22 protein-coding genes and 1 pseudogene are annotated in these 24,914 nt (G+C 66.8%); 7 read left to right on the top strand and 16 right to left on the bottom strand.

Translation table 11 applies throughout. The features are described from left to right. Positions 1-114: 114 nt before the first annotated feature. Both ABE472_RS04020 and ABE472_RS04015 read right to left on the bottom strand, forming a co-directional pair. Positions 115-1,326: an efflux RND transporter periplasmic adaptor subunit gene (locus ABE472_RS04020; protein WP_346465560.1), complete on the bottom strand. Its 1,212-nt coding sequence runs from the start codon at positions 1,324-1,326 to the stop codon at positions 115-117. Between the two features lie 91 nt (positions 1,327-1,417). After that, positions 1,418-2,191: an SDR family oxidoreductase gene (locus ABE472_RS04015; protein WP_346465558.1), complete on the bottom strand. Its 774-nt coding sequence runs from the start codon at positions 2,189-2,191 to the stop codon at positions 1,418-1,420. Positions 2,192-2,558: 367 nt separating this feature from the next. Between ABE472_RS04015 and ABE472_RS04010 the strand changes: the two genes are divergently transcribed. Then, positions 2,559-3,581, top strand: coding sequence for a LysR family transcriptional regulator (locus ABE472_RS04010; protein WP_121041912.1), 1,023 nt, complete (start codon positions 2,559-2,561; stop codon positions 3,579-3,581). Positions 3,582-3,918: 337 nt separating this feature from the next. On the opposite strand, the gene ABE472_RS04005 is transcribed toward ABE472_RS04010, so the two are convergent. Together ABE472_RS04005 and ABE472_RS04000 are read right to left on the bottom strand one after the other, a co-directional pair. Further along, complete coding sequence (locus tag ABE472_RS04005; RefSeq protein ID WP_088432184.1) at positions 3,919-4,614, bottom strand: OmpA family protein; 696 nt, start codon at positions 4,612-4,614, stop codon at positions 3,919-3,921. A 151-nt stretch (positions 4,615-4,765) separates the two neighbouring features. Then, entirely contained in the window at positions 4,766-6,181 is a 1,416-nt protein-coding gene (locus ABE472_RS04000; protein ID WP_346465556.1) for a deoxyribodipyrimidine photo-lyase, read from the bottom strand. A gap of 187 nt (positions 6,182-6,368) precedes the next feature. On the opposite strand from ABE472_RS04000, the gene ABE472_RS03995 reads away from it, so the two are divergent. Then, positions 6,369-6,998, top strand: a complete 630-nt coding sequence (locus tag ABE472_RS03995; RefSeq protein ID WP_346465554.1) for a superoxide dismutase — start codon at positions 6,369-6,371, stop codon at positions 6,996-6,998. A gap of 31 nt (positions 6,999-7,029) precedes the next feature. Further along, positions 7,030-7,356: a tetratricopeptide repeat protein gene (locus tag ABE472_RS03990; RefSeq protein ID WP_313211507.1), complete on the top strand. Its 327-nt coding sequence runs from the start codon at positions 7,030-7,032 to the stop codon at positions 7,354-7,356. 13 nt (positions 7,357-7,369) lie between these two features. Here the strand turns inward: ABE472_RS03990 and ABE472_RS03985 are convergent, their stop codons facing one another. The 5 genes from ABE472_RS03985 to ABE472_RS03965 form a co-directional block, all read right to left on the bottom strand. After that, on the bottom strand, positions 7,370-7,609 hold the full coding sequence (locus tag ABE472_RS03985) for a hypothetical protein (protein ID WP_346465553.1): 240 nt from the start codon (positions 7,607-7,609) through the stop codon (positions 7,370-7,372). Positions 7,610-7,688: 79 nt separating this feature from the next. Then, a complete protein-coding gene (locus ABE472_RS03980) occupies positions 7,689-8,324 on the bottom strand; it encodes an inorganic diphosphatase (RefSeq protein ID WP_346465552.1) in 636 nt (211 codons plus the stop codon). 49 nt (positions 8,325-8,373) lie between these two features. Next, positions 8,374-9,723, bottom strand: coding sequence for a metallophosphoesterase family protein (locus ABE472_RS03975; protein WP_346465614.1), 1,350 nt, complete (start codon positions 9,721-9,723; stop codon positions 8,374-8,376). Between the two features lie 32 nt (positions 9,724-9,755). Beyond that, positions 9,756-10,880, bottom strand: coding sequence for a phytase (locus tag ABE472_RS03970; RefSeq protein WP_346465550.1), 1,125 nt, complete (start codon positions 10,878-10,880; stop codon positions 9,756-9,758). Beyond that, complete coding sequence (locus tag ABE472_RS03965; protein WP_346465548.1) at positions 10,880-13,450, bottom strand: TonB-dependent receptor; 2,571 nt, start codon at positions 13,448-13,450, stop codon at positions 10,880-10,882. The genes ABE472_RS03970 and ABE472_RS03965 overlap by 1 nt, the downstream gene beginning before the upstream one ends. A gap of 305 nt (positions 13,451-13,755) precedes the next feature. Here ABE472_RS03965 and upp point away from each other — a divergent pair, with 305 nt between their 5' ends. Beyond that, positions 13,756-14,391 carry a uracil phosphoribosyltransferase gene (gene upp, locus ABE472_RS03960; RefSeq protein ID WP_019183235.1) on the top strand — a complete coding sequence of 212 codons (636 nt, stop codon included), beginning with the start codon at positions 13,756-13,758 and terminating at the stop codon, positions 14,389-14,391. 161 nt (positions 14,392-14,552) lie between these two features. Here upp and ABE472_RS03955 read toward each other — a convergent pair. From ABE472_RS03955 to rsmD, 6 genes and pseudogenes are all read right to left on the bottom strand, one after another. Further along, positions 14,553-15,362: pseudogene (locus ABE472_RS03955) on the bottom strand (MBL fold metallo-hydrolase); the annotation flags it as partial. 96 nt (positions 15,363-15,458) lie between these two features. Next, positions 15,459-17,195, bottom strand: a complete 1,737-nt coding sequence (gene ggt, locus ABE472_RS03950) for a gamma-glutamyltransferase (protein WP_313217933.1) — start codon at positions 17,193-17,195, stop codon at positions 15,459-15,461. Then, on the bottom strand, positions 17,192-17,476 hold the full coding sequence (locus tag ABE472_RS03945; protein WP_070427136.1) for a YfhL family 4Fe-4S dicluster ferredoxin: 285 nt from the start codon (positions 17,474-17,476) through the stop codon (positions 17,192-17,194). The genes ggt and ABE472_RS03945 overlap by 4 nt, the downstream gene beginning before the upstream one ends. A gap of 125 nt (positions 17,477-17,601) precedes the next feature. Beyond that, entirely contained in the window at positions 17,602-18,093 is a 492-nt protein-coding gene (locus ABE472_RS03940) for a hypothetical protein (protein ID WP_019183240.1), read from the bottom strand. 47 nt (positions 18,094-18,140) lie between these two features. Further along, the gene (gene coaD, locus ABE472_RS03935) at positions 18,141-18,650 is read right to left on the bottom strand and encodes a pantetheine-phosphate adenylyltransferase (protein ID WP_313211488.1); all 510 of its coding nucleotides are present in this window, start codon (positions 18,648-18,650) and stop codon (positions 18,141-18,143) included. A gap of 7 nt (positions 18,651-18,657) precedes the next feature. Then, on the bottom strand, positions 18,658-19,260 hold the full coding sequence (gene rsmD / locus ABE472_RS03930; RefSeq protein ID WP_346465546.1) for a 16S rRNA (guanine(966)-N(2))-methyltransferase RsmD: 603 nt from the start codon (positions 19,258-19,260) through the stop codon (positions 18,658-18,660). Between the two features lie 445 nt (positions 19,261-19,705). Between rsmD and htpG the strand changes: the two genes are divergently transcribed. Beyond that, positions 19,706-21,604 (top strand): molecular chaperone HtpG, encoded by a 1,899-nt coding sequence (htpG, locus tag ABE472_RS03925; RefSeq protein WP_313217930.1) that lies wholly within the window; start codon positions 19,706-19,708, stop codon positions 21,602-21,604. 91 nt (positions 21,605-21,695) lie between these two features. Here the strand turns inward: htpG and ABE472_RS03920 are convergent, their stop codons facing one another. Beyond that, positions 21,696-21,992 (bottom strand): hypothetical protein, encoded by a 297-nt coding sequence (locus ABE472_RS03920; protein ID WP_313211481.1) that lies wholly within the window; start codon positions 21,990-21,992, stop codon positions 21,696-21,698. A gap of 165 nt (positions 21,993-22,157) precedes the next feature. On the opposite strand from ABE472_RS03920, the gene ftsY reads away from it, so the two are divergent. After that, positions 22,158-23,639, top strand: coding sequence for a signal recognition particle-docking protein FtsY (ftsY, locus tag ABE472_RS03915; RefSeq protein ID WP_346465543.1), 1,482 nt, complete (start codon positions 22,158-22,160; stop codon positions 23,637-23,639). Positions 23,640-23,771: 132 nt separating this feature from the next. Continuing rightward, positions 23,772-24,911 (top strand): A/G-specific adenine glycosylase, encoded by a 1,140-nt coding sequence (gene mutY / locus ABE472_RS03910; protein ID WP_346465541.1) that lies wholly within the window; start codon positions 23,772-23,774, stop codon positions 24,909-24,911. Positions 24,912-24,914 lie beyond the last annotated feature (3 nt).

Here is a 24,914-nt window from a genome sequence, read left to right as displayed (position 1 = left end):
CCGCTGTCGCAGGCGACAGCGGTGGCGGGTTCCCCTGCACGGGGCGATGGCAGTCACGGTAGAGCCGACCGTTGGTCGGCTGCTATGTAGAACCGACGGTCAGTCGGCTGCCCTTCAATTCTTTGCAACAGCCGGCGCGGCTACCGGTGCGGCAGCCGGCTGCATCGCAACGGCCTTGGCCTGGACCGGCATGCCGGGCATGAAGACTTTCTGCACGCCATCGATGATCACGCGGTCTCCGGCCTTCAGGCCCTGCTCGACGATGCGCAGGCCGTCGGCGGTGCGGCCGAGTTCAATATCGCGGCGCTGTGCCTTGTTGTCCTTGTCGACCACGTAGACGAACTTGCGGTCCTGGTCGGTCAGCACGGCCTTGTCATCGATCAGCATGGCCTGGAACTGGCCGCTGCCCAGCAGCTGCACGCGGGCGAACAGGCCCGGGGTGAAGGCGCGGTCGGCGTTGTCCAGCAGCGCGCGGACCCGGATGGTGCCGGTGCTGCGGGTCACCTGGTTGTCCAGGAAGTCGACCTTGCCTTCATGCGGGTAGCCAGTCTCGCCGGACAGGCCGACCTTCACCGGCAGTTCGCTGTCGCGTTCGCTCGGGCGTTCACCCTTGCGCGCCATCTGGGCGTAACGCAGGAAGGTGCCTTCATCGGCATCGAAGTACACATGGACCTTGTCCAGCGAGACCAGCGTGGTCAGCACGCTGGCGCTGTCGCCGGCGGTGACGAGGTTGCCTGCGGTCACCATCGCGCGACCGGCGCGGCCGTTGATCGGCGCGCGCACCTGGGTGAACTCCATGTTCAAGCGCGCCGCATCGACGGCAGCCTGAGCGGCCTGCACCTGCGCCAGGGCCTGCTCGGACACCGCACGGCGCTGTTCCCAGGTCTCGGTGGAGATGGCCTGCTGGTCGGACAGGCGCCGGGCACGGTCGGCTTCGCTGCGGCTCACCTGGGCCTGGGTGCGCGCGCGGTTGAGCTCGGCGGTGGCGCGATCCAGCTCGGCGCGGTAGCTGCGCGCGTCGATGGTGAACAGCACATCGCCCTTCTTGACCTCCTGGCCTTCGACATAGTTGACCTTGTCGATGTAGCCGGAGACGCGCGGGCGCAGTTCAACGCTTTCGACCGCTTCGACGCGGCCACTGAAGTCGTCCCACTGGCTGACCTGCTTGACCAGTACCGGGGCGGCACTGACCGAGGGCGGCGGCGGCATGCCGGCTTCTTCAGCGTGGCTGCCACTGCAGGCGGCCAACACCGCGGCGGCGAGGATGGAAACGCCGGCCATGGTCAGCCGTCGGGTGAAACGATGCGGGGAGGAGTTGGAAGTCATGTCATGCATCCGTACGTAGGGGTGGTGATACAGAATCGAAAACGTGGGGCGACGTGGGGGGCGTAGCCTGGGACCTGAACCTTGGTAGAGGTCAAGCCGTGCCGACCGTGTCGCGCGACATCGGCGGGGGGCGGTCCAGATGCAGCAGCCCACGCGGCAGTTCGGCATCGCGTGCATCGCAGCGCACGATGGCGCGGTTGTCGGTGCAGTTGTCGAGCAGCGAGACCACACGACGGCCGACGAGCAGCGCACTCGGCCATTCGATGCAGGCTTTGGCCGCATTGGCCGGGGTGCACACCGGATCGCACACTTCCAGCATCTGCGCGCGCACGCCCAGTGCCTGGGCTTCCTGGTGAAGCACCTGCGCGTACATGCGCGTGGCGGACATGGTGATGGAGGACTCACCGTGCCCGGCCCACGGCTTGAAGCCGGCCGGCCCGCCGACCAGCACGTAGCGCCGCACCTGGGCGCCACCGCGCACCAGCGGCAGCAGATGGCGGCCGGCATGCACGTGCGGCATCACGTCGGCCAGCAGCGCCTGCAACAGCGCATCGCCGCTGCGGTCGGTCACCCGCCCACGGTTGTACGGCCCGCCCATCGCATCCACCACGGCCGCCAGCGCGCGCGGGCGCCCGCCGACGCGCTCGGCCACGGTGCGCGCCGAGGCGTCGTCGCCCAACGAGCCGAGCAGGACTTCCAGGCCCGGCTCGTCGGCGAACTGCTCCTGCAGCGCCGCCAGCCGGGCGGGATCGCGGCCGACCACCAGGACCGGGCTGCCGGCCTCCAGCAAGGCCGCCACGATGCCCTGGCCCACGCTGCCGGTGCCACCGAGCACCAGCACCTCGGGGGCCAATGTCCCATTCATGGGACTTTCACTCCCGTCGCCGGGATAATCCCAATTCGGCCCAGTCGGTCGCCATTGCGCGAGCCCAGCCGGAAGCTGCCGCCGCGCTGCATGTTGGCAGGCGGGGTAAACTCCCGAAAAGCCTTGCGGGACAAGGAGGCCGGACGGACTTCCACGGTCATCGCGAGGTCCAGCGGGGCGTTGGGGCCGCTACGCAGGCGGCCAAGAATGTTCCGCAACCACATGGTTGTCGTCCTTCATATCTGGAATGGCGCCAGATTAGTCCTCAAACTCCCCCTTGATTAGTCCGGATTTAGGGGAATAATCATCCCGTGCCCGGCACAATCATTTGCGGCACTCTTCCCCTCCCCCGACTTTGGATCCCGTCATGGCCCACGATCTCAACGACACGCTGATCTTCGTCAAAGTGGTCGAGCAAGGCAGTTTCATCGCCGCCGCCACGGCACTGGGGCTCCCCAAGACGACGGTGAGCCGCAAAGTGCAGGAACTGGAAACGCGTCTCGGCGCACGCCTGCTGCACCGGACCACCCGCCGCCTCGGCCTCACCGAGGCCGGCTCGGTCTATCACGAGCATTGCCAGCGCATCGCACGCGAGCTGGAAGAAGCCGAAGGTGCGGTCAACCAGTTGCAGTCCGGCCCGCGCGGCTGGCTGCGCTTCACCGTGCCCTACTCGATCGGCATCACATGGATCGCGCCGCTGCTCGGCCAGTTCCATGCGCAGTACCCGGAAATCCAGCTGGACATGCATCTGGGCAACGAGAAGCTCGACCTGATCGCCGGTGAAGCGGATCTGGCACTGCGCGTGGGCACCCTGCCCGACTCCAACCTGGTCGCGCGCAAGCTTGGCAGCCTGCGCACGCAGGTATTCGCCAGCCCGGCCTATATCGAACGCTACGGCGAGCCGCTGCATCCGGATGAGCTGCAGTTCCACCGCATCCTGGCCATGCGCAAAGCGCGCAACCTCAACAACAACCGCTTCTTCTGGCAACTGGGCGAGAACGGCGGCGAGCTGCTCGATTTCCCGGTGAATCCGCTGCTGGTGGCCAATGATCCGTCGGCGTTGAACGGTGCACTGGTGTGCGGCGAAGGCTTGCTGTTGACCGGTGACGTGATGGCCAAGCCATTCGTTGAATCCGGAATGGTGCGCCGCGTGCTGGCCGGCTGGACCGGGCCGGAAGTGGACTTCAACGCGGTGTTCGCCGGCGGCCGGCTGGTCTCGCCGAAGGTGCGCGCGTTCGTCGATTTCCTGGTCGAGAAGATGAACTTCGATGCCAACTACATGCTCGCGCAATGCCCGGCGGCGAAGCTGGCCAAGCAGCAGCAGACCCAGGTGGAAACGGAGCTGCAGGCGGCCGGGAAGCGGATTCTGGAGACGGTGACCGCGGGGTAATGCGGCTTCATCAGCGCAGTGCCGTATGAACGACAACGCCGCCCTTGGGCGGTGCGGTCGTGTGGGCGGTGCGGTCGTGTGGGCGGTGCGGTCGTGTGGGCGGTGCGGTCGTGTGGGCGGTGCGGTCGTGTGGGCGGTGCGGTCGTGTGGGCGGTGCGGTCGTGTGGGTGTGCGGTCGTGTGGGCGGTGCGGTCGTGTGGGTGTGCGAGCGGACGGAGTTGTTCCGGGCGTACCGGCCAACGGCCGGTACCTACAAAAAATGCCGCCTGTAAGGGCGGCATTTTTGTGTTGCGAGCCTGCGGGTCGCAACACGCAATAACAGCGCGCTGGCGCGCTGTTATTGCTGCAACGGAATCACACGGATCTCGACGCGGCGGTTCTGCGCGCGGCCGGCATCGGTGTTGTTGTCGGCAATCGGGTAGGCCTTGCCGGCACCCAGGGTTTCGATACGGGCGCGCTGCACGCCCTGGCCGGCCAGGTAGGCGGCGACCGAGTCGGCGCGTTCCTTGGACAGGCGATTGTTGACTGCATCGCTGCCAATGCTGTCGGTGTGGCCGACGACTTCGATCATGGTCTGGTTGTACTCGGCCAGCGTGCTGGCCACGCCATTGAGCGAGCTGTAGAACTGCGGCTTCAGGGTGGACTTGCCGAAATCGAAGGTGATGCCGTCCGGCAGGTTCAGGACCAGGTTGTCGCCATTACGGGAGACGTCGATACCGGTGTTGGCGGTACGCTCGCGCAGCGCGCGTTCCTGGCGGTCCTGGTACTGGCCGACGGCCGCGCCGCTCAGTGCGCCGATACCGGCACCGATCATGGCGTGCTGGCGGCGCTCGGTGGCGCTGTTGCCGCTGAGCAGACCCGCGGCCACGCCGACGGCGGTACCGATCAGGGCGTTGCGGCCGGTACGGTTCTGCTGCTCGACGGGATTGCCGTACTGGTCACTCTGCACGTAGGAGCCACCGGTGGCGCAGGCCGTCAGGGCGGCAGCAGTCATCAGGGCCAGGGCCACGTTGCGGGTTGCGGGTCGAATCATGAGGTTTCTCCTTGGTTACCGGACGGCGCCGGCGTGCGGGCCGTGAAGAGCATAAACAGCCCAACGCGATGCCGGCATGATGAATGGCACGCTCGGCAGCTCCCTGTTCAGGTAAACGTTTACGGCTGCGGCCCTCGATCCGAGGTGCCGGTCACGCCCCGCCGGTATGCCGATACGCTGCCAACGCGGCATCCCGACCCTCGCTCAGATCCACCAGTGGCAATGCCGGGTAGCCCGGCGCGAGCTCGGCCAGCAGCTGCGGCGATTGCCACGGTGCGAAGCGTGCCTTCAGCGGAAGCGCTTCCAGTTCCGGCACCCAGCGGGTGATGTAGCGCGCCTGCGGGTCGAACTTCTGCGACTGCGTGACCGGATTGAAGATCCGGAAGTAAGGCGCCGCGTCCGCCCCCGTGCCGGCAACCCATTGCCACCCCATGGTGTTGTTGGCCAGATCCGCGTCGACCAGGGTGTCCCAGAACCAGCGCGCGCCTTCGCGCCAATGCTGGCGCATGTGCTTGCACAGATAGCTGGCGACGATCATGCGCACGCGGTTGTGCATGTAGCCGGTGGCCCACAGCTCGCGCATCCCCGCATCCACGATCGGGATGCCGGTACGGCCCTGCTGCCACGCACGCAGCGCGTCGGCATCGGGCTTGGCCCAGTCGAACTGATCGAAGCGCGGGTTGAGGTTGTGATCCGGGGTCTGCGGGAAGTGATGCAGCAGGTGATACGAAAACTCGCGCCAGCCCAACTCGCGGATGTAGCCGTCGATGTCGGCATCGCGACTGGCGCTGCGCTCGCCCTGCAGACGACGCGCGATCTGCCACGGTGCGATCTCGCCGAAATGCAGATGCGGCGACAGCATCGAGGTGCCCACACGGTCCGGCAGATCACGCTGCTCGCGATACCCGTTGAGTGCACCGTCGATGAAGACGCCCAGCGCCTCGTGCGCGCCCGCCTCGCCCGGTTGCCAGTGGTCCCAGAACTGCCGATCCCACGGAATCGACGGTGCCAGGCCGAGCGTGTCGAGGCTCTCGCCGCTGGCGCTGTGCGCGGGCAGCCGATCCGGCAATCGGGTCGGGGCCGGCAACTGCAGACGGGTCAGCGCATTGCGCCAGAACGGGGTGAACACCTTGTACGGGCCACCCTGCTGGGTCGCCACATCCCACGGTTCGAACATCAGGCTGCCGTTGTGGCTTTCGGCATCGATACCCTGCTCGCGCAGTTCCCGCTTGATCTTCGCATCGCGTGGCTGCGTGGCCGGCTCGTACTTGCGGTTCCAGTACACCGCGACTGCACCGGTCTGCTCGATCAGCTGCTGCAGCTGTGCCTGGCTGTCGCCCTGGCGGAGCACCAGCGAGGAGCCGCGCGCGCGGAGCTCGGCGTCCAGCGCGGTGAGTGAGCGATGCAGCCACGTATCCGATGCAGCGCCCGGGGTCCAGTCGCCCTCCTCCTGCGGCGCATGGATGTAGACCGGCACCGGCACGTGGCCTGCGTCCAAGGCGGCCTGCAGGGCCGGGTTGTCCTGCAACCGCAGATCACGACGAAACCACACCAGCGCTACCGACACGAGACTACCCCGGAAGATTCTTGAGGCAATGATAGCCAGTACAGGTGAAGGGGAGGCAGCGATCGCGCGTGAATGGCCCGCACTGTTCCACATCGCCGCGCTTGACCTCAATCGTGCTTGAGGTTCTATCGTGGCATCACCGTGCTGCGTGCCGGCACCGCCCTCATCTGCTCTTCCGGAGATATCCATGGCCTACACCCTCCCCGCCCTGCCCTACGCCTACGACGCACTCGAACCGCACTTCGATGCACGCACGATGGAAATCCATCATGCCAAACACCACCAGGCCTACATCACCAACCTCAATGCCGCGCTCGCCGATGCCGGGATCCAGAGCACGGATATCGATGCACTGATCGCCGATATCGGCTCTCTGCCCGAGGGGGTGCGCAACGCCGTCCGCAACAACGGCGGCGGACATGCCAATCACAGCCTGTTCTGGACGGTGCTGACCGCCAACGGGAGCACGCCGGAAGGCACGGTGGCTCAGGCGATCGAGCGCGATCTCGGCGGCTACGCCGCGTTCAAGGAGGCCTTAACCAAGGCCGCGCAGAGCCGCTTCGGCAGCGGCTGGGCGTGGTTGACGCTGACCCGCGACGGCACGCTTCTGGTGGAGAGCAGCCCGAACCAGGACAACCCGCTGATGGGCGAGTTCGCCGGCCTTTCCGGTGGCACGCCGATCCTGGGGCTGGATGTGTGGGAACACGCCTACTACCTCAACTACCAGAACCGCCGCCCGGACTACATCGCCGCCTTCTTCGAGCTGATCGACTGGGCCGAAGTGGCGCGCCGTTACCAGGCCGCCGGCGGGCGATGATGGGCGCCGGTACTGCACGGTAGAGACATCGATGGATATCCCCGCACTGCAACGTCTGCTCGAGCGTGGTCGCGACAGTGCCCTGCTCCGCTTCGGCCTGGGCAAGGCCCTGCTCGACGCGGGTGACACCGCGGAGGCGGTCATCCATCTGCAGGGCTGTGTCGCACAGGACCCGCGCTACTCGGCAGGCTGGAAATGGCTGGGTAAAGCACATCTGGCGGCCGGCGATACGGACGCGGCAGCACAGGCGTGGCGCGACGGCAGTACCGTCGCCGAGACCAACGGCGACAAGCAGGCGGCCAAGGAGATGGCCGTGTTCCTGCGGCGACTGCAGAAGGCGAATGCGAGCCGGGTGTGATCGCCCGGCATCGCTACCAGAGCAGACCGTTGTTGTAGAGCGCGATCAGGGTCCACATCAAGGCGATCACCGCGAAGCCGGTGAAATAGGTCCAGTTCTGGTGTGCGGCCGTCCAATCGTCTTTTCCAAAGCGGCCGCCGCTGAAGGCGAACAGCGCGACGCGCCCGATACCGAACACCAGAATCTGCACGATGAAGCCGACCACGATCCAGTGGATCACGGTCAGTACGCCGCGCTTGATCTCCTCTTCCATGTGCTGCCGCCCACTCCGTTGAAAAGCCTGACATCGACGATGCGCAGGCGACCAACACTGAGCATAGCGGACGAAAAAATCAATCGCCTTTCGCGCGCCGCTGCTGCGCATCGAAGCGCTGCATGGAGGTACGGATCAGCGCCTTGGCCTCGGCGGCATTGCCCCAGCCGTTGAGCTGGACCGGATTGCGACCGGCCGGCAGATCCTTGTAGACCCGGAAGAAGGCTTCGATGCGCTGCCGCTCGATCAGCGGCAGGTCATCCAGATCGCGGATGTTGGCGTAGGTGGGATCGATCTTGTCGGTCGGCACGCCGATGACCTTTTCATCCTGCTCCCCGTCATCGACCATCTTCAGGAAGCCGATCGGGCGGAACCGCACGATGACGCCGGGATGCAGCGGCTCGCGGGTCAGCACGAGCGCATCCAGCGGATCGTTGTCGCCAGCCAGGGTGCGTGGCATCGAGCCGTAGTTGGCCGGGTATGCCACAGGCATGGACTGGAAGCGGTCCACATGGACCAGACCGTCTTCCTTGATCTCGTACTTGGTGAAGCTGCCGGCCGGGATCTCCACGGCCAGATGCACTTCGTCCGGCGCGTTCTTCGGCTGCGCGGCGAGGAAGGGGTGCAGGACCGCATTGGCGGCCACGCTGGTACCGGCGAGCAGCAGCAGCGAGGTGGCCAATACGACCAGCCCGAGGGAACGGCGATGGATCATCTCAGTCTCCACGAATGGCCGGGCGCGCCGCAGCGGCCCGGCCGGTCGATCATTCCCAACAACGGTCGGCGCGGCCCTTGAGGGTCTGGGCGCGCGTGCAGTCACGGGGGGCGATGCGTCCCTGCGTCAGTTCGGCTTTCTGTTTGCGGCCATCGGTGCCGCGTGTCAACTCGAAGCCGTCGTACAGGCGGCCGGTGACGGTGCGCGCCTCGTAACGCAGGTGGCTCGGATCGATCTTCAACACCTGGAACAGCTGCGTGTCCTCACCCACCGGTGCCATGGTGGCACGGGCTTCGTCAGACAGCCGGTACTGCTTCGGTCCAGCCACGGTGACCACAAACTGCGGCGTCGCACCCTTCCCTTCGCCACGGCGGCCGTAGGTGTGGTCGTGGCCCTGCAGGACCAGATCGACCTGGTGGCGGCGCACCACGGGCAGCAGCACATCGCGCAGCTCGGTGTTCTCACGGCCTTCGCGCGGGGAGTAGAACGGCTGGTGCAGCAGCACAATGCTCCACGGGTGCGGGTTGTCGGCCAGCACCTTGTCCAGCCAGGCGGCCTGCGCCTTGGCGGTGCCGAGATCGAGCGCGGAGGTGCCGTCGAGCACGGCGATGCGCACGCCCTGGTAGTCGAACCAGTAGGTGCTGGTATCCGCGGCGTCCACACCATTACGCGGCAGTGCGAACGTCACCGGCCAATGGCGGCCGAGCACGCGACGCTCCTGCGGGGTGTCTTCAAACTCCTCGAAGTACTCGTGGTTGCCGATCGCGGGGGCCACGGCGGTCTCCTGCGGCAGCCAGCCGGCAGCGGCGAACCACTCGCCCCACTCGCTGTCGTCCTGCCCGTCGCCCCCGCTGACCAGGTCACCGGCGAACAGGCTCAGGCGCGCGTCCGGGGCGGCCTTGATGCCGGCCCGCATCACCCGCGAGACGTGGCTGAGGTTCTTGTTCTGGGTATCACCGAAGTACAACAACGTGAGCGGCTGCTCGGCACGGCCGGCGGTACGCAGTTGGTTCCATGCACTCCAGGTGTTCTGACCCTGCACGCGCCACAGGTAAAGCGTATCCGGCTGCAGGCCGGTGATGTCGGCACGGTGATGATGGGACGCGCCCAGTTCGGTGGTCAGCGCCTGCGTGGTGGCGGTGATCCGGGTCGGCGTGCCCACATCGGGCGAGTCGCCGGCGGCGACCCACTCCAGCACCGGCGCCTTGACCGAGGTGTCGGTGCGCCACGCAACCGAGAAGCCGCGTGCGGCGTCCTGCGCCGGCGAGGCGACCAGGCGGTCCGGGAAGCCGGTCGCCGCGTAGTGGCGGTTGCCGGCCGGCACCTGGGTGTTGGGCTCGGCACCGGTCTCGGGGCCCTTCTTTGCCGAGGCGCTGCCACTGCACAGCAGCAGCGCCATCGTCAGCGCGGTCAGGGCGGCAGGAACGCGGCTCACGCGCCGCACTCCAGCGGCAGCGACAACTGCTTGGCGATGCTCGCCCAGTCGAAGGCGACCACGCCCTGGTCATCGTGCACGGCATACAGCGCGCCATGCGGGAAACGCGCGGACGGTGCCTGCATCGACCAGATGCCGTCGGTGTTGGCCACCGTGTTGCCCTGGAACGCACCGACATGCTTCAGGCTGTGCCGGTCGAACAGATGGAACACGCTGCGCTGCTTGCCCTGCTCGGTGGTGATCCACCAACCGTCCTTGCCGCAGGTCCGCAGCATCACGCCTTCGGCCTGGGCCTGGAAGGCATCGCGGCCAAACGTGGTGCCACTGAAGCGGCCTTCCAGCGTATAGACCTTGAACTCGCTGGCGTAGGTTTCGTCTTCTTCCGCGATCAGCAGGCGGTCGTTGGCCGGGTCGCCCCAGATCGATTCGACCACCCGCAGCGCGCCCGCTTCGGTGGTGTCACCGATGCTGGCGGTGAGCGCAGCCTGCGCCTTGCCGCCCTGCACGGTGAGCGCGTAACGCCGCACGCGCTTGTCCAGTTCGGCCAGCGGCGGCAGCACGTCGTTGCCCTGCGCGTCTTCGCCGGCGTCGTAGGAATCGGTGACGTACACGTCGTAGCCGTTGCCGAGCTTGTTCACCCACAGCCCGTACGGCTTGCGCAGATCATCGGCGCCGAACACGCCCAGCGGGCTGAAATCCGGCAGCTGCAGCACCTGCACACGGTGGCTGTCACGCTCCACGATCAGCACCAGGTCATCGACCACGGCAATGCCGTTGGGGCGATCGAACTGACCCGGCGCGGTGCCGAGGCTGCCGACGTCACGCAGCTTCGCCCCGGTCTGCCCGTCGTAGACCACCAGCTTGTCGGTGGCCTTGGCGGTGGCGATCAACCAGACCTGGCCCTCGGGCGTGGTCCAGCTGGCCGGCGAGTCGATGTTGTCGTCCGAGGTCATCGGGGTGAGGAACGCCTCGGCGACCGTGGCCACATCACGTGCCGTGGAGGCGTCGGTGCCGGTCGGTGCGACCCCCGGGGCCGGCGCCGCTGGCTCGGGCGCGGCTGCCGGCTGGCAGGCGGTCAAGAGCGCCAGTGCGAGCAGGCTCAGACCATGGGACGCGCGCATCACAGGGCCACCTTCAGGCCGAGGGCGTAGGTGCGGCCGTATTCTTCGTTCTGCAGGGTGCGCGAGCGCACGCCCTGGTACAGCTCCAGCGGCTTGTCGAGCAGGTTCTGGGCTTCGAAGTAGACGCTCACGTTCGAGGTGATCTTGTAGTCCATGCTGAAATCGAGCTGGGTGTTGGGCGCCACATAGATGTCATAGGCGCGGCTGTCGCCCAGCGAATCCAGGTACTCGCTGCGGTAGACCGCGGCCACGCGGGTGCTGAAGCCGGCCTTTTCATAGCCGATGTGCGCGCTGTACACGTGCTTGGAGGCACGCGGCAGCATGAAGTCGTCGCGCTCGCGGCCGGCCACGCCCGGATCGAAATCTGTATCCAGCCAGGTACCGCTGGCGCCGACCAGCAGACCATCCCAACCGGCCGGCAGGAAGGCGAGCTGCTGCTGCCAGTTGAACTCGGCACCCTTCACCGTGGCCTTGTTGCCGTTGATCACCCGGGTGACCTCGAAGTCCGGATACGCCGGATCGTTGTTGCTCACCGTGTTGACGATGTAGCCGTCGATCGACTTGTGGAACACGCCCAGCGAGACGATGCCGGTGCTGCCGATGTACTTCTCGAGCGAGAGGTCGATGTTCTTTGATTCATACGGATCCAGCTGCGGATTGCCGATCCGGACTTCCTCGTCACCGCGGCTCAGGCCGACCCGCGGCGCCACATCGCCAAACGACGGGCGCGACACGGTCTTGTTGGCGGCCGCACGCAGCACCCAGTCATCACCGGCGTCATAACGCAGGTGCAGGCCGGGCAGCACGTTGGTGTAGCTGCGGCTCACGCTCAACGGGGTGACCGTGAAGCTGCGGCCGTTACCGGCCACCTCGACGCTGTTGCCGGTGGCGCTGAACTGGGTGTTCTCCACACGCACGCCACCGATGATGCGCAGCGCGCCGACATCCCAGGTGCCCATCACGTAACTGGCGAAGATGTCCTCACTGGCGGTGTAATCCTCTTCCAGCGAGGTCAGCGCATTGCCGCCGGCATCCTGCGGGCGGGCACTGTACTGGCCACCGGACTGCGCCCAGTAGCGGCGCATGGCATCCGAGCTCATGCCCTGGCCGAGGCTGCCGCCGCGGTGATCGGGGGTGGAGGTGGTCCAGTCCGACAGCGCCACGTCCGGACCAACGCGCAGTTCGCGCTCATCGACATTGACGTCGCGGTCGCGCCAGCGCCCGAGCAGGCCGAACTTGATGCTGGAGGCATCGCCATCGAAGCGCACGTTGATCTGCGCACTGCGCTCGCTGTCGTTGACCTGCTTGGGCGACACCACAAAACGATCGAAATCGTAGTTGCCGTTGTCCATCCACTGCGCGCTGGTCAGGCTGTAGCGCGGGATGCCACTGTTCTGATCGACGCTGGCGCCGAGGTCATCGCCGCTGTACTCGAAACGCGCCTCCATCTCATCGTTGACGCGCTCTTCGGTACGCGTGTAACCGACCTTGTAATCGACCACCGCATTGGTCAGGCGGTTCTCGCCGCCGGCGCTGGTGGTGAAGGTGTTTTCTTTCTTGGTGCGGTAGCGCATGCGCTTCTGGATCGCATCGGCCGGCAGGTCATCGACGCGGTACTGGTTGCTGCCCAGCGCGGTGACGTCACCATCGCCGAAGTTGAAGATGGTGCGCTGGCGGGTTTCGGCATCGTCGAACTGGCTGTACAGCGTGCGCAGGTAATACCGATTGTCGTCATCCGGGTGCCAATCCAGATTGAGGTTCGCACCGATGCGCTTGCGCTCGATCTCGTACTTGCGCTGCTGCAGGCTGGTGGCGAACAGGTCGTCCTCGGCACCGCCGTCGAACTCGCCGTACTCCACTTCGGTGTTGTCCGATTCGAACTTGCGGTTCTGGTAGTTCACCCCCAACGCCACGCCGAAGGTATCGGCGAAGACTTCGCTGTAGTTGATCGCGGCCTTGGGGCTGGTGTTGCCGGAGAGCTGCTGATGGCTGGCTTCGATCTTGCCGCGCAGGTTGCGGCCTTCGCGGTCGAACGCCGAGGCGGACTCGACCAAGATCGCACCGCCGATCGCGTCGCCGGGCATGTCCGGCGTGGGCGATTTGACCACGCGCAGGCGCTCGGTCGAGTCGGAGGGAATCACGTCCAGCGGTGCAGCGCGGCTGGAATCCTCCGGCGTACCAATCGCGATGCCATCGACGCTGACGCTGTTGAGGTTGGCATCCAGGCCACGGATGACCACGAAGCGCCCCTCGCCCTGGTCACGGGTGACGCTGACGCCCGGCAGGCGCTGCAGCGATTCGGCCACGTTCTGGTCCGGATAGACGCCCATGGCATCGGAGGACACCGCATCTTCGATCGCATCGCTGCTGCGCTTGAGGTCGACCGCGCGGGTCTGCGACTCCAGCTGCGGGCGGACTTCGACCCGGTCCAGATCGATGGCGGCGGCACCGGCGGCGGCGCTGCCGGCCACGGTGCTGCCATCGGGCGTATCGGCGGCATGGGCCGACGGGGTGATCACCGCCAGCAACGAAAGGCTGATCGCCAGGCCCAACGGACGCTTCTTCTGCACTGCATTCCCCAATCTGTGTAAAGAATGGGTCAGCACGGTATGTCCGGGAGGTTGCATGAGGATGACACCGGGGACATCAAGGGCGGAGATCGGGGTCTGGGTAGAGCCGAGCCATGCTCGGCTGCCTCGGGTTGACGGGTGCGCCGGTGATCGGCTTCTTCATTGGCGGGCCTGCCGAGCGTCGGCTTCGTCACTGGCGGGCCTGCCGAGCATGGCTCGGCACTACCGGGCATGGCGGCTTCGGCTTTTGGCTTCGGTTGGGCGTTGCGGCACACTAGTGACCTCTCCTCTCCCCTGATTCCCCCATGAAAATCGTCGAAGTGCGCCATCCGCTGGTGCAGCACAAGATCGGCCTGATGCGTGATGCGTCCCTGAGCACCAAGGACTTCCGCGAGCTGGCCAATGAACTCGGTGGGCTGCTGGCCTATGAGGCCACCGCCGACCTGGATACCGAAGCCCACACCATGGCCGGCTGGGCGGGCCCGGTGACGGTGCAGCGCATTGCCGGGGCAAAGATCACCGTGGTGCCGATCCTGCGCGCCGGCCTGGGCATGCTCAGTGGCGTGCTGTCGCTGATCCCCGCCGCGCGGGTGAGCGTGGTCGGCCTGCAGCGCGATGAGGAAACCCTGCAGCCGGTGCCCTACTTCGAGCGCCTGACCGGCCGCCTGGAAGAGCGCGATGCGCTGATCCTGGACCCGATGCTGGCCACCGGCGGCACCCTGATCGCCACCATCGACATGCTCAAACGCGCTGGCGCCCGCCGCATCAAGGGCATCTTCCTGGTCGCCGCACCGGAAGGCATCGCCGCCGTGCAGGCCGTGCACCCGGACGTGGAGATCTTCACCGCCGCCATCGATGCCCAGCTCAACGAGAAGGGCTACATCCTGCCGGGCCTGGGCGATGCGGGCGACCGCATCTTCGGGACCCGCGTGGTCGGTTGATCCGCTCGTTCTGACCGGCGGCCAGCACCGGCCGTCGGTGCTTCACACGGCCTGGCCATGGCCGGGCAGAAGCTGCGCGCACCATCATCCCGTGCGTGGAGCTGCGTCATGAAGACCCTGTCCCTGCTGGCCTGTCTGCTGTTTTTGGGTGGCCCTGTGATCGCCAGCGCGCACTGCGGGTCGTGGGTGAAGAACAGATGGACGTTGCGGGCCAGCTTGTCTTCCAGGAAGCTGCGCTTCTCGTCGATCAGCAGTTCGGCGTTGCGGTCGTAGCCCATGGTGATCGGCACATGCACCCACGAGCGGCCCGGGATCAGGTCCGCACAGAACACCACGCCGCCCCGCGCCTGGCCATCCACCGTCTCCGGCCCGATGATCTCAGCCAGCATCAGGCCGGGCGTGTGCCCGTCGCTGAAGCTGAAACGCACGCTGTCGCCCAGGGTGGTGGAATACGGACCGTCGACGATCTCCAGACGGCCACTGGCCTGCAGCAGGCCGGGCAGTTCCGGGATGAAACTGGCCCGGTCGCGCTGATGCGGATGCAGCGCACGTGCCCAGTGCTCGGCCCCGACCAGGAAGGTCGCATTCGGGAACAACAGTTCCGGCGAGCGCCCTTCGCTCCACGGTGCCAGCAGGCCGCCGGCATGATCGAAATGCAGATGGCTCAGCACCACCACGTCGATGTCTTCGTGCTCGAACCCGGCCTCGCGCAGGGATTCGATCAGCACATGGCTGGGCTCCTGCACGCCGTATCGGTCCCGCAGTTTCGGCTCGAAGAAGGCCCCGATCCCGGTTTCGAACAGCACCGTCTTGCCGGCCAGTGGGCTGGCGAGCAGTGCACGGCAGGCCAGTTCGATCCGGTTGAGATCGTCAGGCACTGCCCATTTTTCCCAGACCGCGCGCGGCGCATTACCGAACATCGCGCCGCCGTCGAGTTTCTGCGAGTTACCGCGGATGGACCATAGTTTCATTGGCAAATTATCGTCGCGCCCCTGTTAAATATTCGCTAGTCATCGCCCATGAAAAAACCCCGCCACTGGGACGGGGTTTCTCGTTTCTGCGGTCAATCAGTGCGCCTGGCTGACCGCGGCGCTGCCGACCGGATTGCGCGGGTCGCTGCCACCGCTGAGGACATTGCTGCGGCGGTCCCATTCCACGGTCTGCAGGTTGCCCCAGACATGACTGGAGCCGCGGCCACCCGCGGCGGTGTCGCCGGGCAGATCGATCCTGTGGCCCATCGCCTGCAGCTGTTTGATGGTGCCCGCATCGAAGGTGCCGCTCTCGGCCTCGATCAGGTCCGGCAGCCACTGGTGGTGGTAGCGCGGCAACGCAGCGACCTGCTGGGCGGTCAGGCCATCGTCGTAGCCGAGGATGCCCAGCAGCACCATGGTGATGATGCGGCTGCCACCGGGCGTGCCGAGCACCACGACCTTGTCGGCGGACTCCATGAAGGTCGGGGTCATCGAGCTGAGCATGCGCTTGCCCGGCTTGGGCGCATTGGCCGCATAGCCCATCACGCCGAAGGCATTGGGCGTGCCCGGCTTCAGCGCGAAATCGTCCATTTCGTTGTTCAGCAGCACGCCGGTACCCGACGGAATCAGGCCCGAGCCGTACAGCAGGTTCACGGTCTGGGTCGCGCCGACGCGGTTGCCCTCGCGGTCGATGATCGAGAAATGCGTGGTCTCGTCATCTTCCAGCGGGGTCGGGTTGCCCGAGAGCAGATCGCTCGGGGTCGCCTTCTCCGGATGGATGGTGGCACGCAGGCCCTGCGCGTAATCCTTGCTGGTCAGCACCTTCTGCGGGATATCCACGAAGTCCGGATCGCCCAGGAAGAAGGTGCGGTCGCGGTAGGCGCGGCGCATGGCTTCCACCACCAGGTGGGTGCGATGGGCCTGGTCGAGCGATTTCAGGTCCCAGCCTTCCAGGATCTGCAGCATGGCCGCCAGCGCGATGCCGCCGGAAGACGGCGGCGAGGCGGTGGTGATGGTCCAGTCGCGGTATTTGAAGGCGATCGGCTCGCGCAGCTTGACCCGATAGCCGGCCAGTTCCTCGGCGGTCCAATGGCCACCGGCCTGCTTTACGCCCTTGAGCAGCAGCTTCCCGGTCTCGCCCCGGTAGAAACCATCGAAGCCCTGGTCGGCCAGACGCTCCATGGTCCTGGCCAGTTCCGGCTGGCGGAACAGGTCGCCCTCGGCGATCGGCTTGCCGTTGCGCTCATACACCTCGCGCGTGCCGGGATAGCGCTGCATCACCTCACGCCGGGACTGATAGCCCTTGGACATGCGCGCATACACCGGGAAGCCATCGCGCGCGATGCGCATCGCCGGCGCCAGCGAGGTCTTCAGCGGCAGCTTGCCGTGCTTGGAGGACAGTTCCACCAGTGCTGCCGGCAGGCCCGGGATACCGGCCGACCAGGCGCCATTGACCGAACGGTCGCGGTCCAGCTCGCCTTTCTTGTCCAGGAACGCTTCGGGCGTGGCGGACTGCGGCGCGGTTTCGCGCGCGTCCAGCATCACGTCCTTGCCGGTGGCCGCATCGTGCAGCAGGAAGAACCCGCCGCCACCAAGGCCGGAACTGATCGGCTCGACCACCGCCAGCGTGGCGGACACGGCCACGGCCGCATCGAATGCGTTGCCGCCCTTGGCCAGGATTTCCATGCCGGCTTCGGTGGCCAGGTGATGGCCACTGGCGACGGCTGCGCCGTCAGGATGCTTGGCCAGCGCCACCTGCGGGGATTCCGCAGCCCAGACGCTCGGGCTGACCAGCAGGACGAGCAGCAACCAACGACGCGACAGCGTTCTCATTTGGGCAGAAACTCCGTGACATACAATTCGGGATGATCGCGCTGCAGCCCGTGCAGCTTGGCCAGCAGGGCGTCCTGGGTTTCCGGAATGTCCGGATCGGGATCGATGCATTCGACCGGGCAGACGACCACGCACTGGGGTTCGTCGAAATGCCCCACGCACTCGGTGCAGCGGGCCGGATCGATCACGTAGATGGTTTCACCCATCGAAATGGCCTGATTGGGACAGGCCGGCTCACAGACGTCGCAATTGACGCAGAGCTCATTGATTTTCAGCGACATGGCGTTACTCCACGCCCGCGCCGGCGGATGAGAACCGGCCCACGCGGGCGCGCGGGCCGATCATCGGTGACGCCCCTGCGGGCGCCACCCGGGCCGCGCACAAGGCGCAGCCGCCACTGCACGGGTTACTTGGCTTCGACGAAGATGTACTCGGCGCCGGTCGGCTGGATGATCGACTGGACGCGGGCGTTGTCGGCGGCCTTGCCGATGAACACCACGCGCACACCCTTCATCGAGTCCGGCGAGACGTCCTTGAACACGGCCTGGATCATGTCGGCCATCTTGGCCGAGGCCGAAGAACCGAAGGCCAGCATGTTGCCCGGCTGCACGCCACGGCCCACGGCCTGGGTGGCGCTTTCGACCTGACGCTCATACTTGGCCGCGAATTCCGGATCCGATTCCGGGGCAAGGTAGTACAGGTACGGGCTGTTGCTGATGTTGCCCATGTTCTGCACGGCCACGGCCTGCAGGTACTTCTTCCAGCCGGCATCGTCATCGGCAGCCGGGGCGACCAGCGCCTGCTGGGCTTCGACGACCGGTGCGGCCTCTTCCTTCTTGCAGGCGGTGAAGGCCAGCGCGAACGACGCGATCAACATGGCACGCATGGTGTTGTTCATGGAATTCCTCCCTTGGTGATTCTTGGTATGTATGGGTCTGACAGGTACTACGCTTGGCCCGACTTCGCTTCACGGACCTTGCGCAGCGCCTCAAGCACAGCGGACGGCACGAAGCCGGACACGTCGCCGCCCAGACGGGCGATCTCGCGGACCAGCGAAGACGAAATGAAGCTGTGTTGCTCGGCCGGGGTCAGGAACAGCGTCTCGACCTCCGGGATCAGATGGCGGTTCATGCTCGCCATCTGGAATTCGTATTCGAAATCGGACACCGCGCGCAGGCCGCGCAGCAGGATGCCGCCCTGCACCGAGCGCACGAAATGCGCCAGCAGGGTATCGAAACCACGCACTTCCACGTTGCGGTTGTGGCCCAGCGCATCGCGGGCCAGCTGCACGCGCTGCTCCAGCGGCAGGGTCGGCCCCTTGGACGGACTCTGCGCCACGCCCACCACCACCTTCTCGAACAGGGGCGCAGCGCGGTTCACCAGATCGATGTGACCGTTGGTGATCGGATCGAAGGTGCCCGGGTACACGGCAATGCGGCGGTTGGCCACGGTCATACGTCAGCTACGCGTGTTGGTCTGGTGAAAGTGTAGCAGTGGCGCGGCGATACAGGGCAAAACGCACCTCCCGGGTCCCCCCCTCGCGGTGCAGCAGCCACGGCGCGGGCATCCTCGGCGCCTGATCGGCCGGGGACTCCACGTACAGCCAGGCATCGGCGGCCAGATGTGACGGCAGCCCGGCGATCACCGCCTCCCACAGCCCATCGGCGAACGGCGGATCGATGAACACGATATCCGCCAGCGCTCCGGCCGGCTGACGCAGCCACTGCAGCGCATCGGCCTGTACCACCGCGATCTGCTCCTGCGCGCCCAACTTGGCGACCGACTCGCGCAACTGGCGGGACAATGCGACATCGCGCTCCACCAGCGTCGCCTGCGCCGCCCCTCGCGACACCGCCTCCAGACCCAGCGCCCCGCTGCCGGCGAACAGATCCAGCACCCGCGCCCCACCCAGCCGCGGCATCAGCCAATTGAACAGCGTCTCCCGCACCCGGTCACTGCTGGGCCGCAGCCCCGGTGACAGCGGCACCGGCAGCTTCGTATTGCGCCACTTGCCCCCGATGATCCGCACCTGGCCCACGGCCCCCGCCGGCTGACGCGGCTTCATGCGTGGCTCCGGAGACAGATGGAAGCGGGATGGGCGAACGGTCGGAAGAGAGTCATGGGCACGGATGGCAGGCGGTTCAGGACGACATTCTAGGCGGTCCGGTCGCTGTCTCTGCCAGGCATCCCGATGCTGGAATGAAATGCAGCCACGCATGGCGTGGCTCTACCTGTCGCACGTCCGACCCACCTTGTAGAGGGTGGCGGGTACGGGGGCCGGGACCGTTGCGCAGCATGGATGCTGCCCACGAGGCCCCATGGATGGGTTCACGCCGCGTCCCGGCCCCCCGTACCCGCCGCCCTCCCACACGGACATGCAGGCGCCGCGCTCCTGCTTGCGATTCAGCCCCCGAGGCTGCCGACACTCTTGAATTCGGGACAATCCACCCCTACCCCTTGAGCCAGCCGCCGCGCCGGGCGCGGCAATGTCCCAAGGAGCAACACGACCCATGACCGTGCAGACCCAAAAAGAAACCCTGGGCTTCCAGACCGAAGTCAAACAGCTGCTGCAGCTGATGATCCACTCGCTGTACTCCAACAAGGAAATCTTCCTTCGCGAGCTCATCTCCAACGCGGCCGACGCCTCGGACAAGCTGCGCTTCGAAGCGCTGACCCAGCCGGCCCTGCTCGAAAACGACGGCGACCTGCGCATCCGCGTCAGTTTCGATGCCACGGCCAACACCCTGACCATCGACGACAACGGCATCGGCATGAGCCGGGATGAAGCGATCGCCCACCTGGGCACCATCGCCAAATCCGGCACCGGCGACTTCCTGCGCCAGCTCTCCGGCGACCAGAAGAAGGACTCCCAGCTGATCGGCCAGTTCGGCGTCGGCTTCTACAGCGCCTTCATCGTCGCCGACCAGGTCGACGTCTATTCCCGTCGCGCCGGCCTGCCCGCCAGCGAGGGCGTGCACTGGTCCTCGCGCGGCGAAGGCGAGTTCGACGTGGAACCCATCGACAAGCCCGAGCGCGGCACCCGCATCGTGCTGCACCTGAAGGACGACCAGCGCGACTTCGCCGACGGCTGGCGCCTGCGCGGCATCATCAAGAAGTACTCCGACCACATCGGCCTGCCGATCCAGATGGTCAAGGAACACCACGGCGACGACGCCCCGGCCGAGGTTGAATGGGAGACCGTCAACCGTGCCAGCGCCCTGTGGACGCGCCCGCGGACCGAGATCAGCGACGCCGAGTACCAGGAGTTCTACAAGCACGCCGCGCACGACCATCAGGATCCGCTGGCGTGGAGCCACAACAAGGTCGAAGGCAAGCTCGAGTACACCTCGCTGCTGTACGTCCCCGGCCATGCGCCGTTCGATCTGTACCACCGCGACGCACCCAAGGGCCTGAAGCTGTACGTGCAGCGCGTCTTCGTGATGGACCAGGCCGAGCAGTTCCTGCCGCTGTACCTGCGTTTCATCAAGGGCGTGGTGGATTCCAACGACCTGTCGCTGAACGTCTCGCGCGAAATCCTGCAGTCCGGCCCGGTCATCGATTCGATGAAGTCGGCGCTGACCAAGCGCTCGCTGGACATGCTGGAGAAGCTGGCCAAGGACAAGCCGGAGGTCTATGCCGGCTTCTGGAAGCAGTTCGGCCAGGTGCTCAAGGAGGGCCCGGCCGAAGACTATGGCAACCGCGAAAAGATCGCCGGCCTGCTGCGCTTCGCCTCCACCCATGATGCCAGTGGCGAGCCCAGCGTCTCGCTGGCCGACTACGTGGGCCGCATGATCGAGGGCCAGGACAAGATCTACTTCCTGACCGGCGACAGCCACACCCAGGTCAAGGACAGCCCGCACCTGGAAGTGTTCCGCAAGAAGGGCGTGGAAGTGCTGCTGCTCACCGACCGCATCGACGAATGGCTGATGGGGTACCTGACCGAGTTCGATGGCAAGTCGTTCGTCGATGTCGCCCGTGGCGACCTGGACCTGGGCGCGCTGGAAAGCGCCGAAGACAAGCAGGCCCAGGAAGCCGTCGCCAAGGACAAGCAGGCGCTGGTGGACCGCATCAAGACCGCGCTGGGTGATGACGTCGCCGACGTGCGCGTCTCGCACCGCCTGACCGACTCCCCGGCGATCCTGGCGATCGGCGAGCAGGATCTGGGCCTGCAGATGCGCCAGATCCTGGAAGCCAGTGGGCAGAAGGTGCCGGACAGCAAGCCGGTGTTCGAGTTCAACCCTGCCCATCCGCTGATCGGCAAGCTGGATCAGGAAGGCGATGCCGCGCGCTTCGACGACCTGAGCCGCGTGCTGTTCGATCAGGCCGCGCTGGCCGCGGGCGACACGCTGAAGGACCCGGCAGCGTATGTGCGCCGGCTCAACAAGCTGTTGTTGGAGCTGTCGGCGTAAGTCGTGCTGCAGGTGGGTGCCGGCCACGGGTCGGCGCCCGCCGCGGTTGATGGTGCATGACGCCGCGCGGCGGTCAGCGCGTGCGCTCGGGTCAGGCCCAGCGGTCGAGCAGGGTGCCCAGCATCTCGTCCTGACGCCGGATCACGGTGGCGTTGGCGGCAAACGCCAGCGCAGCCTGCTTGGCGGTGAGCAGATCCGCGATGGGCGCGTTGGCATCGTCAGGTGCGGCGACCACGGTGGCGGTGACACCGCCCCCTGCCGTTGCGGCCTGCGCGATCCCCAGGCGCGTGGAATCAGCCACCGGCAATCGCGCCACGTTGGAGACGGCCGCCTGTACGCCCAGCGAAGCGGCACGCATGCCGGCGCTGGCAATGGACATCACGCTCATCGTTCACCGTTTCGCGGTCCCGGCCGCGCCCGCATGGCGCAGCCCTTCACAACCGGTAACGGCCGCATCGGCCATTACTTGAGTCCCGCCCCACCGCACCTGCACGCCCATGGGCATTCGGGGCGCAGTGGTAGCATAGCCCTCTGATTTCAGCGTCTTTTGCCAATGCTCAGCTTCTTCCGTCGCAAAAAGCCCCAGGACGCCCCGCAAGAGGCGGCCAAGACCCAGCATTACTCCGCCGAGGAGTTGGCTGCCGCGTTCCCGCAGGCCAGGACCGAGCCTGCTGCACCGCCGGCGCCTGCGCCGCTGCCGCCCGTGGTGGAAACCCCTGTTCCCGCTGCCGAGCCAGCCGCGCCGGTGGAGCGCGTGATCGCGCCGACCCCAGTGGTTCCCGCGCCGGTCATTCCCGCGCCCGTGGTGGCTGCACCTGTGGTGCCTGCCCCGGTGACCCCGGCGCCGGCAGCCCCTGCACCCGCGGTGGCCTCGCCAGTTGTTCAGGAGCCTATCGCCCCCGTTCCGACGGTAGCTGCACCGGTTCAAGAGCCGCCGCTGGAGGCCGGTGTCGCGCCCGCCGCGCCCACCCCGATTCCGGCCGCTCCCGTGAGCAACCCGGCGCCGGCCGTCGTTGCGCCGTCGGCTGTTCCAGCTCCGATCACTACGGTTGCCCCGGTCGCCCCGACCATCGTGACCGAGCGACCGACCTCCCAGGACATGGCCCCCGCCGCTGCCGGCAAGAGCGGCTGGCGCGAGCGCCTGCGCAACAGCGTGATCGCACGCAGTTTCGGCGGCCTGTTCTCGCGCAATCCCAAGCTCGATGACGACCTGCTCGACGAACTGGAAACCGCGCTGATCACCGCCGATGTCGGCGTCGGCGCGACCACGGCGCTGGTCGAAGGCCTGCGCAAGCGCATGAAGGCGCGCGAGTTCACCGATGCCAATGCGCTGCTCACCGCGCTGCGCGCCGAGCTGATCGCGATCCTGCAGCCGGTCGCCAGGCCGCTGGTCATCGACCGCACCGCCAAGCCGTTCGTGGTGCTCACCGTCGGCGTCAACGGCGTCGGCAAGACCACCACCATCGGCAAGCTGGCCAAGCGCTTCAAGGACGACGGCCACAGCCTGATGCTGGCCGCCGGCGATACCTTCCGTGCCGCTGCCGTCGCGCAGTTGCAGGCCTGGGGCGAACGCAACGGCGTGGCCGTGGTCGCGCAGGGTCAGAACGCCGATGCGGCCTCGGTCGCCTTCGATGCACTGCAGGCCGGCAAGGCACGCGGCACCGAGGTGCTGATCGCCGATACCGCCGGCCGCCTGCATACCCAGGCCGGCCTGATGAACGAGCTCGGCAAGATCCGCCGCGTGCTCGGCAAGATCGATGCCAATGCGCCGCATGAAGTGCTGATGGTCATCGATGGCACCACCGGCCAGAACGCGCTCTCGCAGCTGCGCCAGTTCCACGCGGCGGTCAACGTGACCGGCCTGGTGGTGACCAAGCTGGACGGCACCGCCAAGGGCGGCGTGGTGTTCGCGCTCGCCCGCGAGTTCGGCATTCCGATCCGCTTCTGCGGCATCGGCGAGCGCCCGGAAGACCTGCGCGTGTTCGACCCGGAAGCCTTTGTAGACGCCCTGCTGCCCGAAGCACTCGGCGCCTGATCACCGCCGGGCCAGGCAGCGGCTTCACTTGTAGAGCCACCCCATGGGTGGCTGCTTCACCTCCGTGACCGGTCTCCCCGGCTGCCGATGCAGCCACGCATGGCGTGGCTCCCGTCCTTCTCCGGAATCTGCATGACCCGCCAGCCTCCCGCCAGCGCCGTATTGCCGACCGACGATGTCTTCGTCTCGCGGCTGCTGCACTGGTTCGACGATCACGGCCGGCATGACCTGCCGTGGCAGCACCCGCGCTCGCCGTACCGGGTGTGGCTGTCGGAGATCATGCTGCAGCAGACCCAGGTCAGCACGGTCATCCCGTACTTCCTGAAGTTCCTCGCGGCGTTCCCGACCCTGCCCGACCTGGCCGCCGCCAGCAATGACGCGGTGATGGCGCAGTGGGCGGGATTGGGGTACTACGCCCGTGCACGCAACCTGCATGCCGCCGCGCAGCGCTGCGTGGACCTGCATGGCGGCGAGCTGCCGCGTGATTTCGATGCACTGCATGCGCTGCCGGGCATCGGCCGCAGCACTGCGGGCGCGATCCTCAGCCAGGCCTGGAATGACCGGTTCGCGATTCTCGATGGCAACGTCAAGCGCGTACTGACCCGCTATCACGGCATCGAGGGCTTTCCCGGCCTGCCGTCGATCGAAAAGCAGCTGTGGGTGGTCGCCGAGGCGCACGCAGCGCAGGTGCCTGGCACGCGCATGGTCGATTACACCCAGGCGCAGATGGACCTGGGCGCCAGCGTCTGCAGCCGCAGCAGGCCCGCCTGCGTGATCTGTCCGCTGCAGGCGACCTGCGTTGCCCTTCGTGAAGGCCGCACCGATCAGCTGCCGACGCCCAAACCGGGCAAGACCCTGCCTGAGCGCGAGGCGGTAGCGTTGCTGCTGCGCGACGCACGCGGCCGCGTACTACTGCAGAAACGGCCGGATACCGGCATCTGGGCGCAGCTATGGACCCTGCCCCAGGCCGACAGCGGGATCGCCCTGCAGGACTGGTTCGACGCGCACATCGACGGCTCGCTGGATGACGCCGAGCCGCTGCCGCTGCTGGAGCACACCTTCAGCCACTACCGGTTGCATCTGCAGGTGCTGGTGGCAACCGTACAGGGCGCGCGCGGCAACGATGCAGGGCGGCGCTGGGTCGCCGCCGAGGAACTGGCCACGCTCGGCCTGCCCGCGCCGATCCGCAAGCTGCTGGAAACGGGTGCACCGCCCGCTCAGCCCAAGCGCCGTACAATGCGGCGCGCAGCAACATCCCAAGACAACGAGTAACGC

This window comes from Stenotrophomonas sp. TWI809 (assembly GCF_039673205.1).
GTDB lineage: Bacteria > Pseudomonadota > Gammaproteobacteria > Xanthomonadales > Xanthomonadaceae > Stenotrophomonas.
The sequence above is the reverse complement of the archived record's forward strand: the minus strand, read 5'-3'. Positions and strand labels throughout refer to the sequence as shown.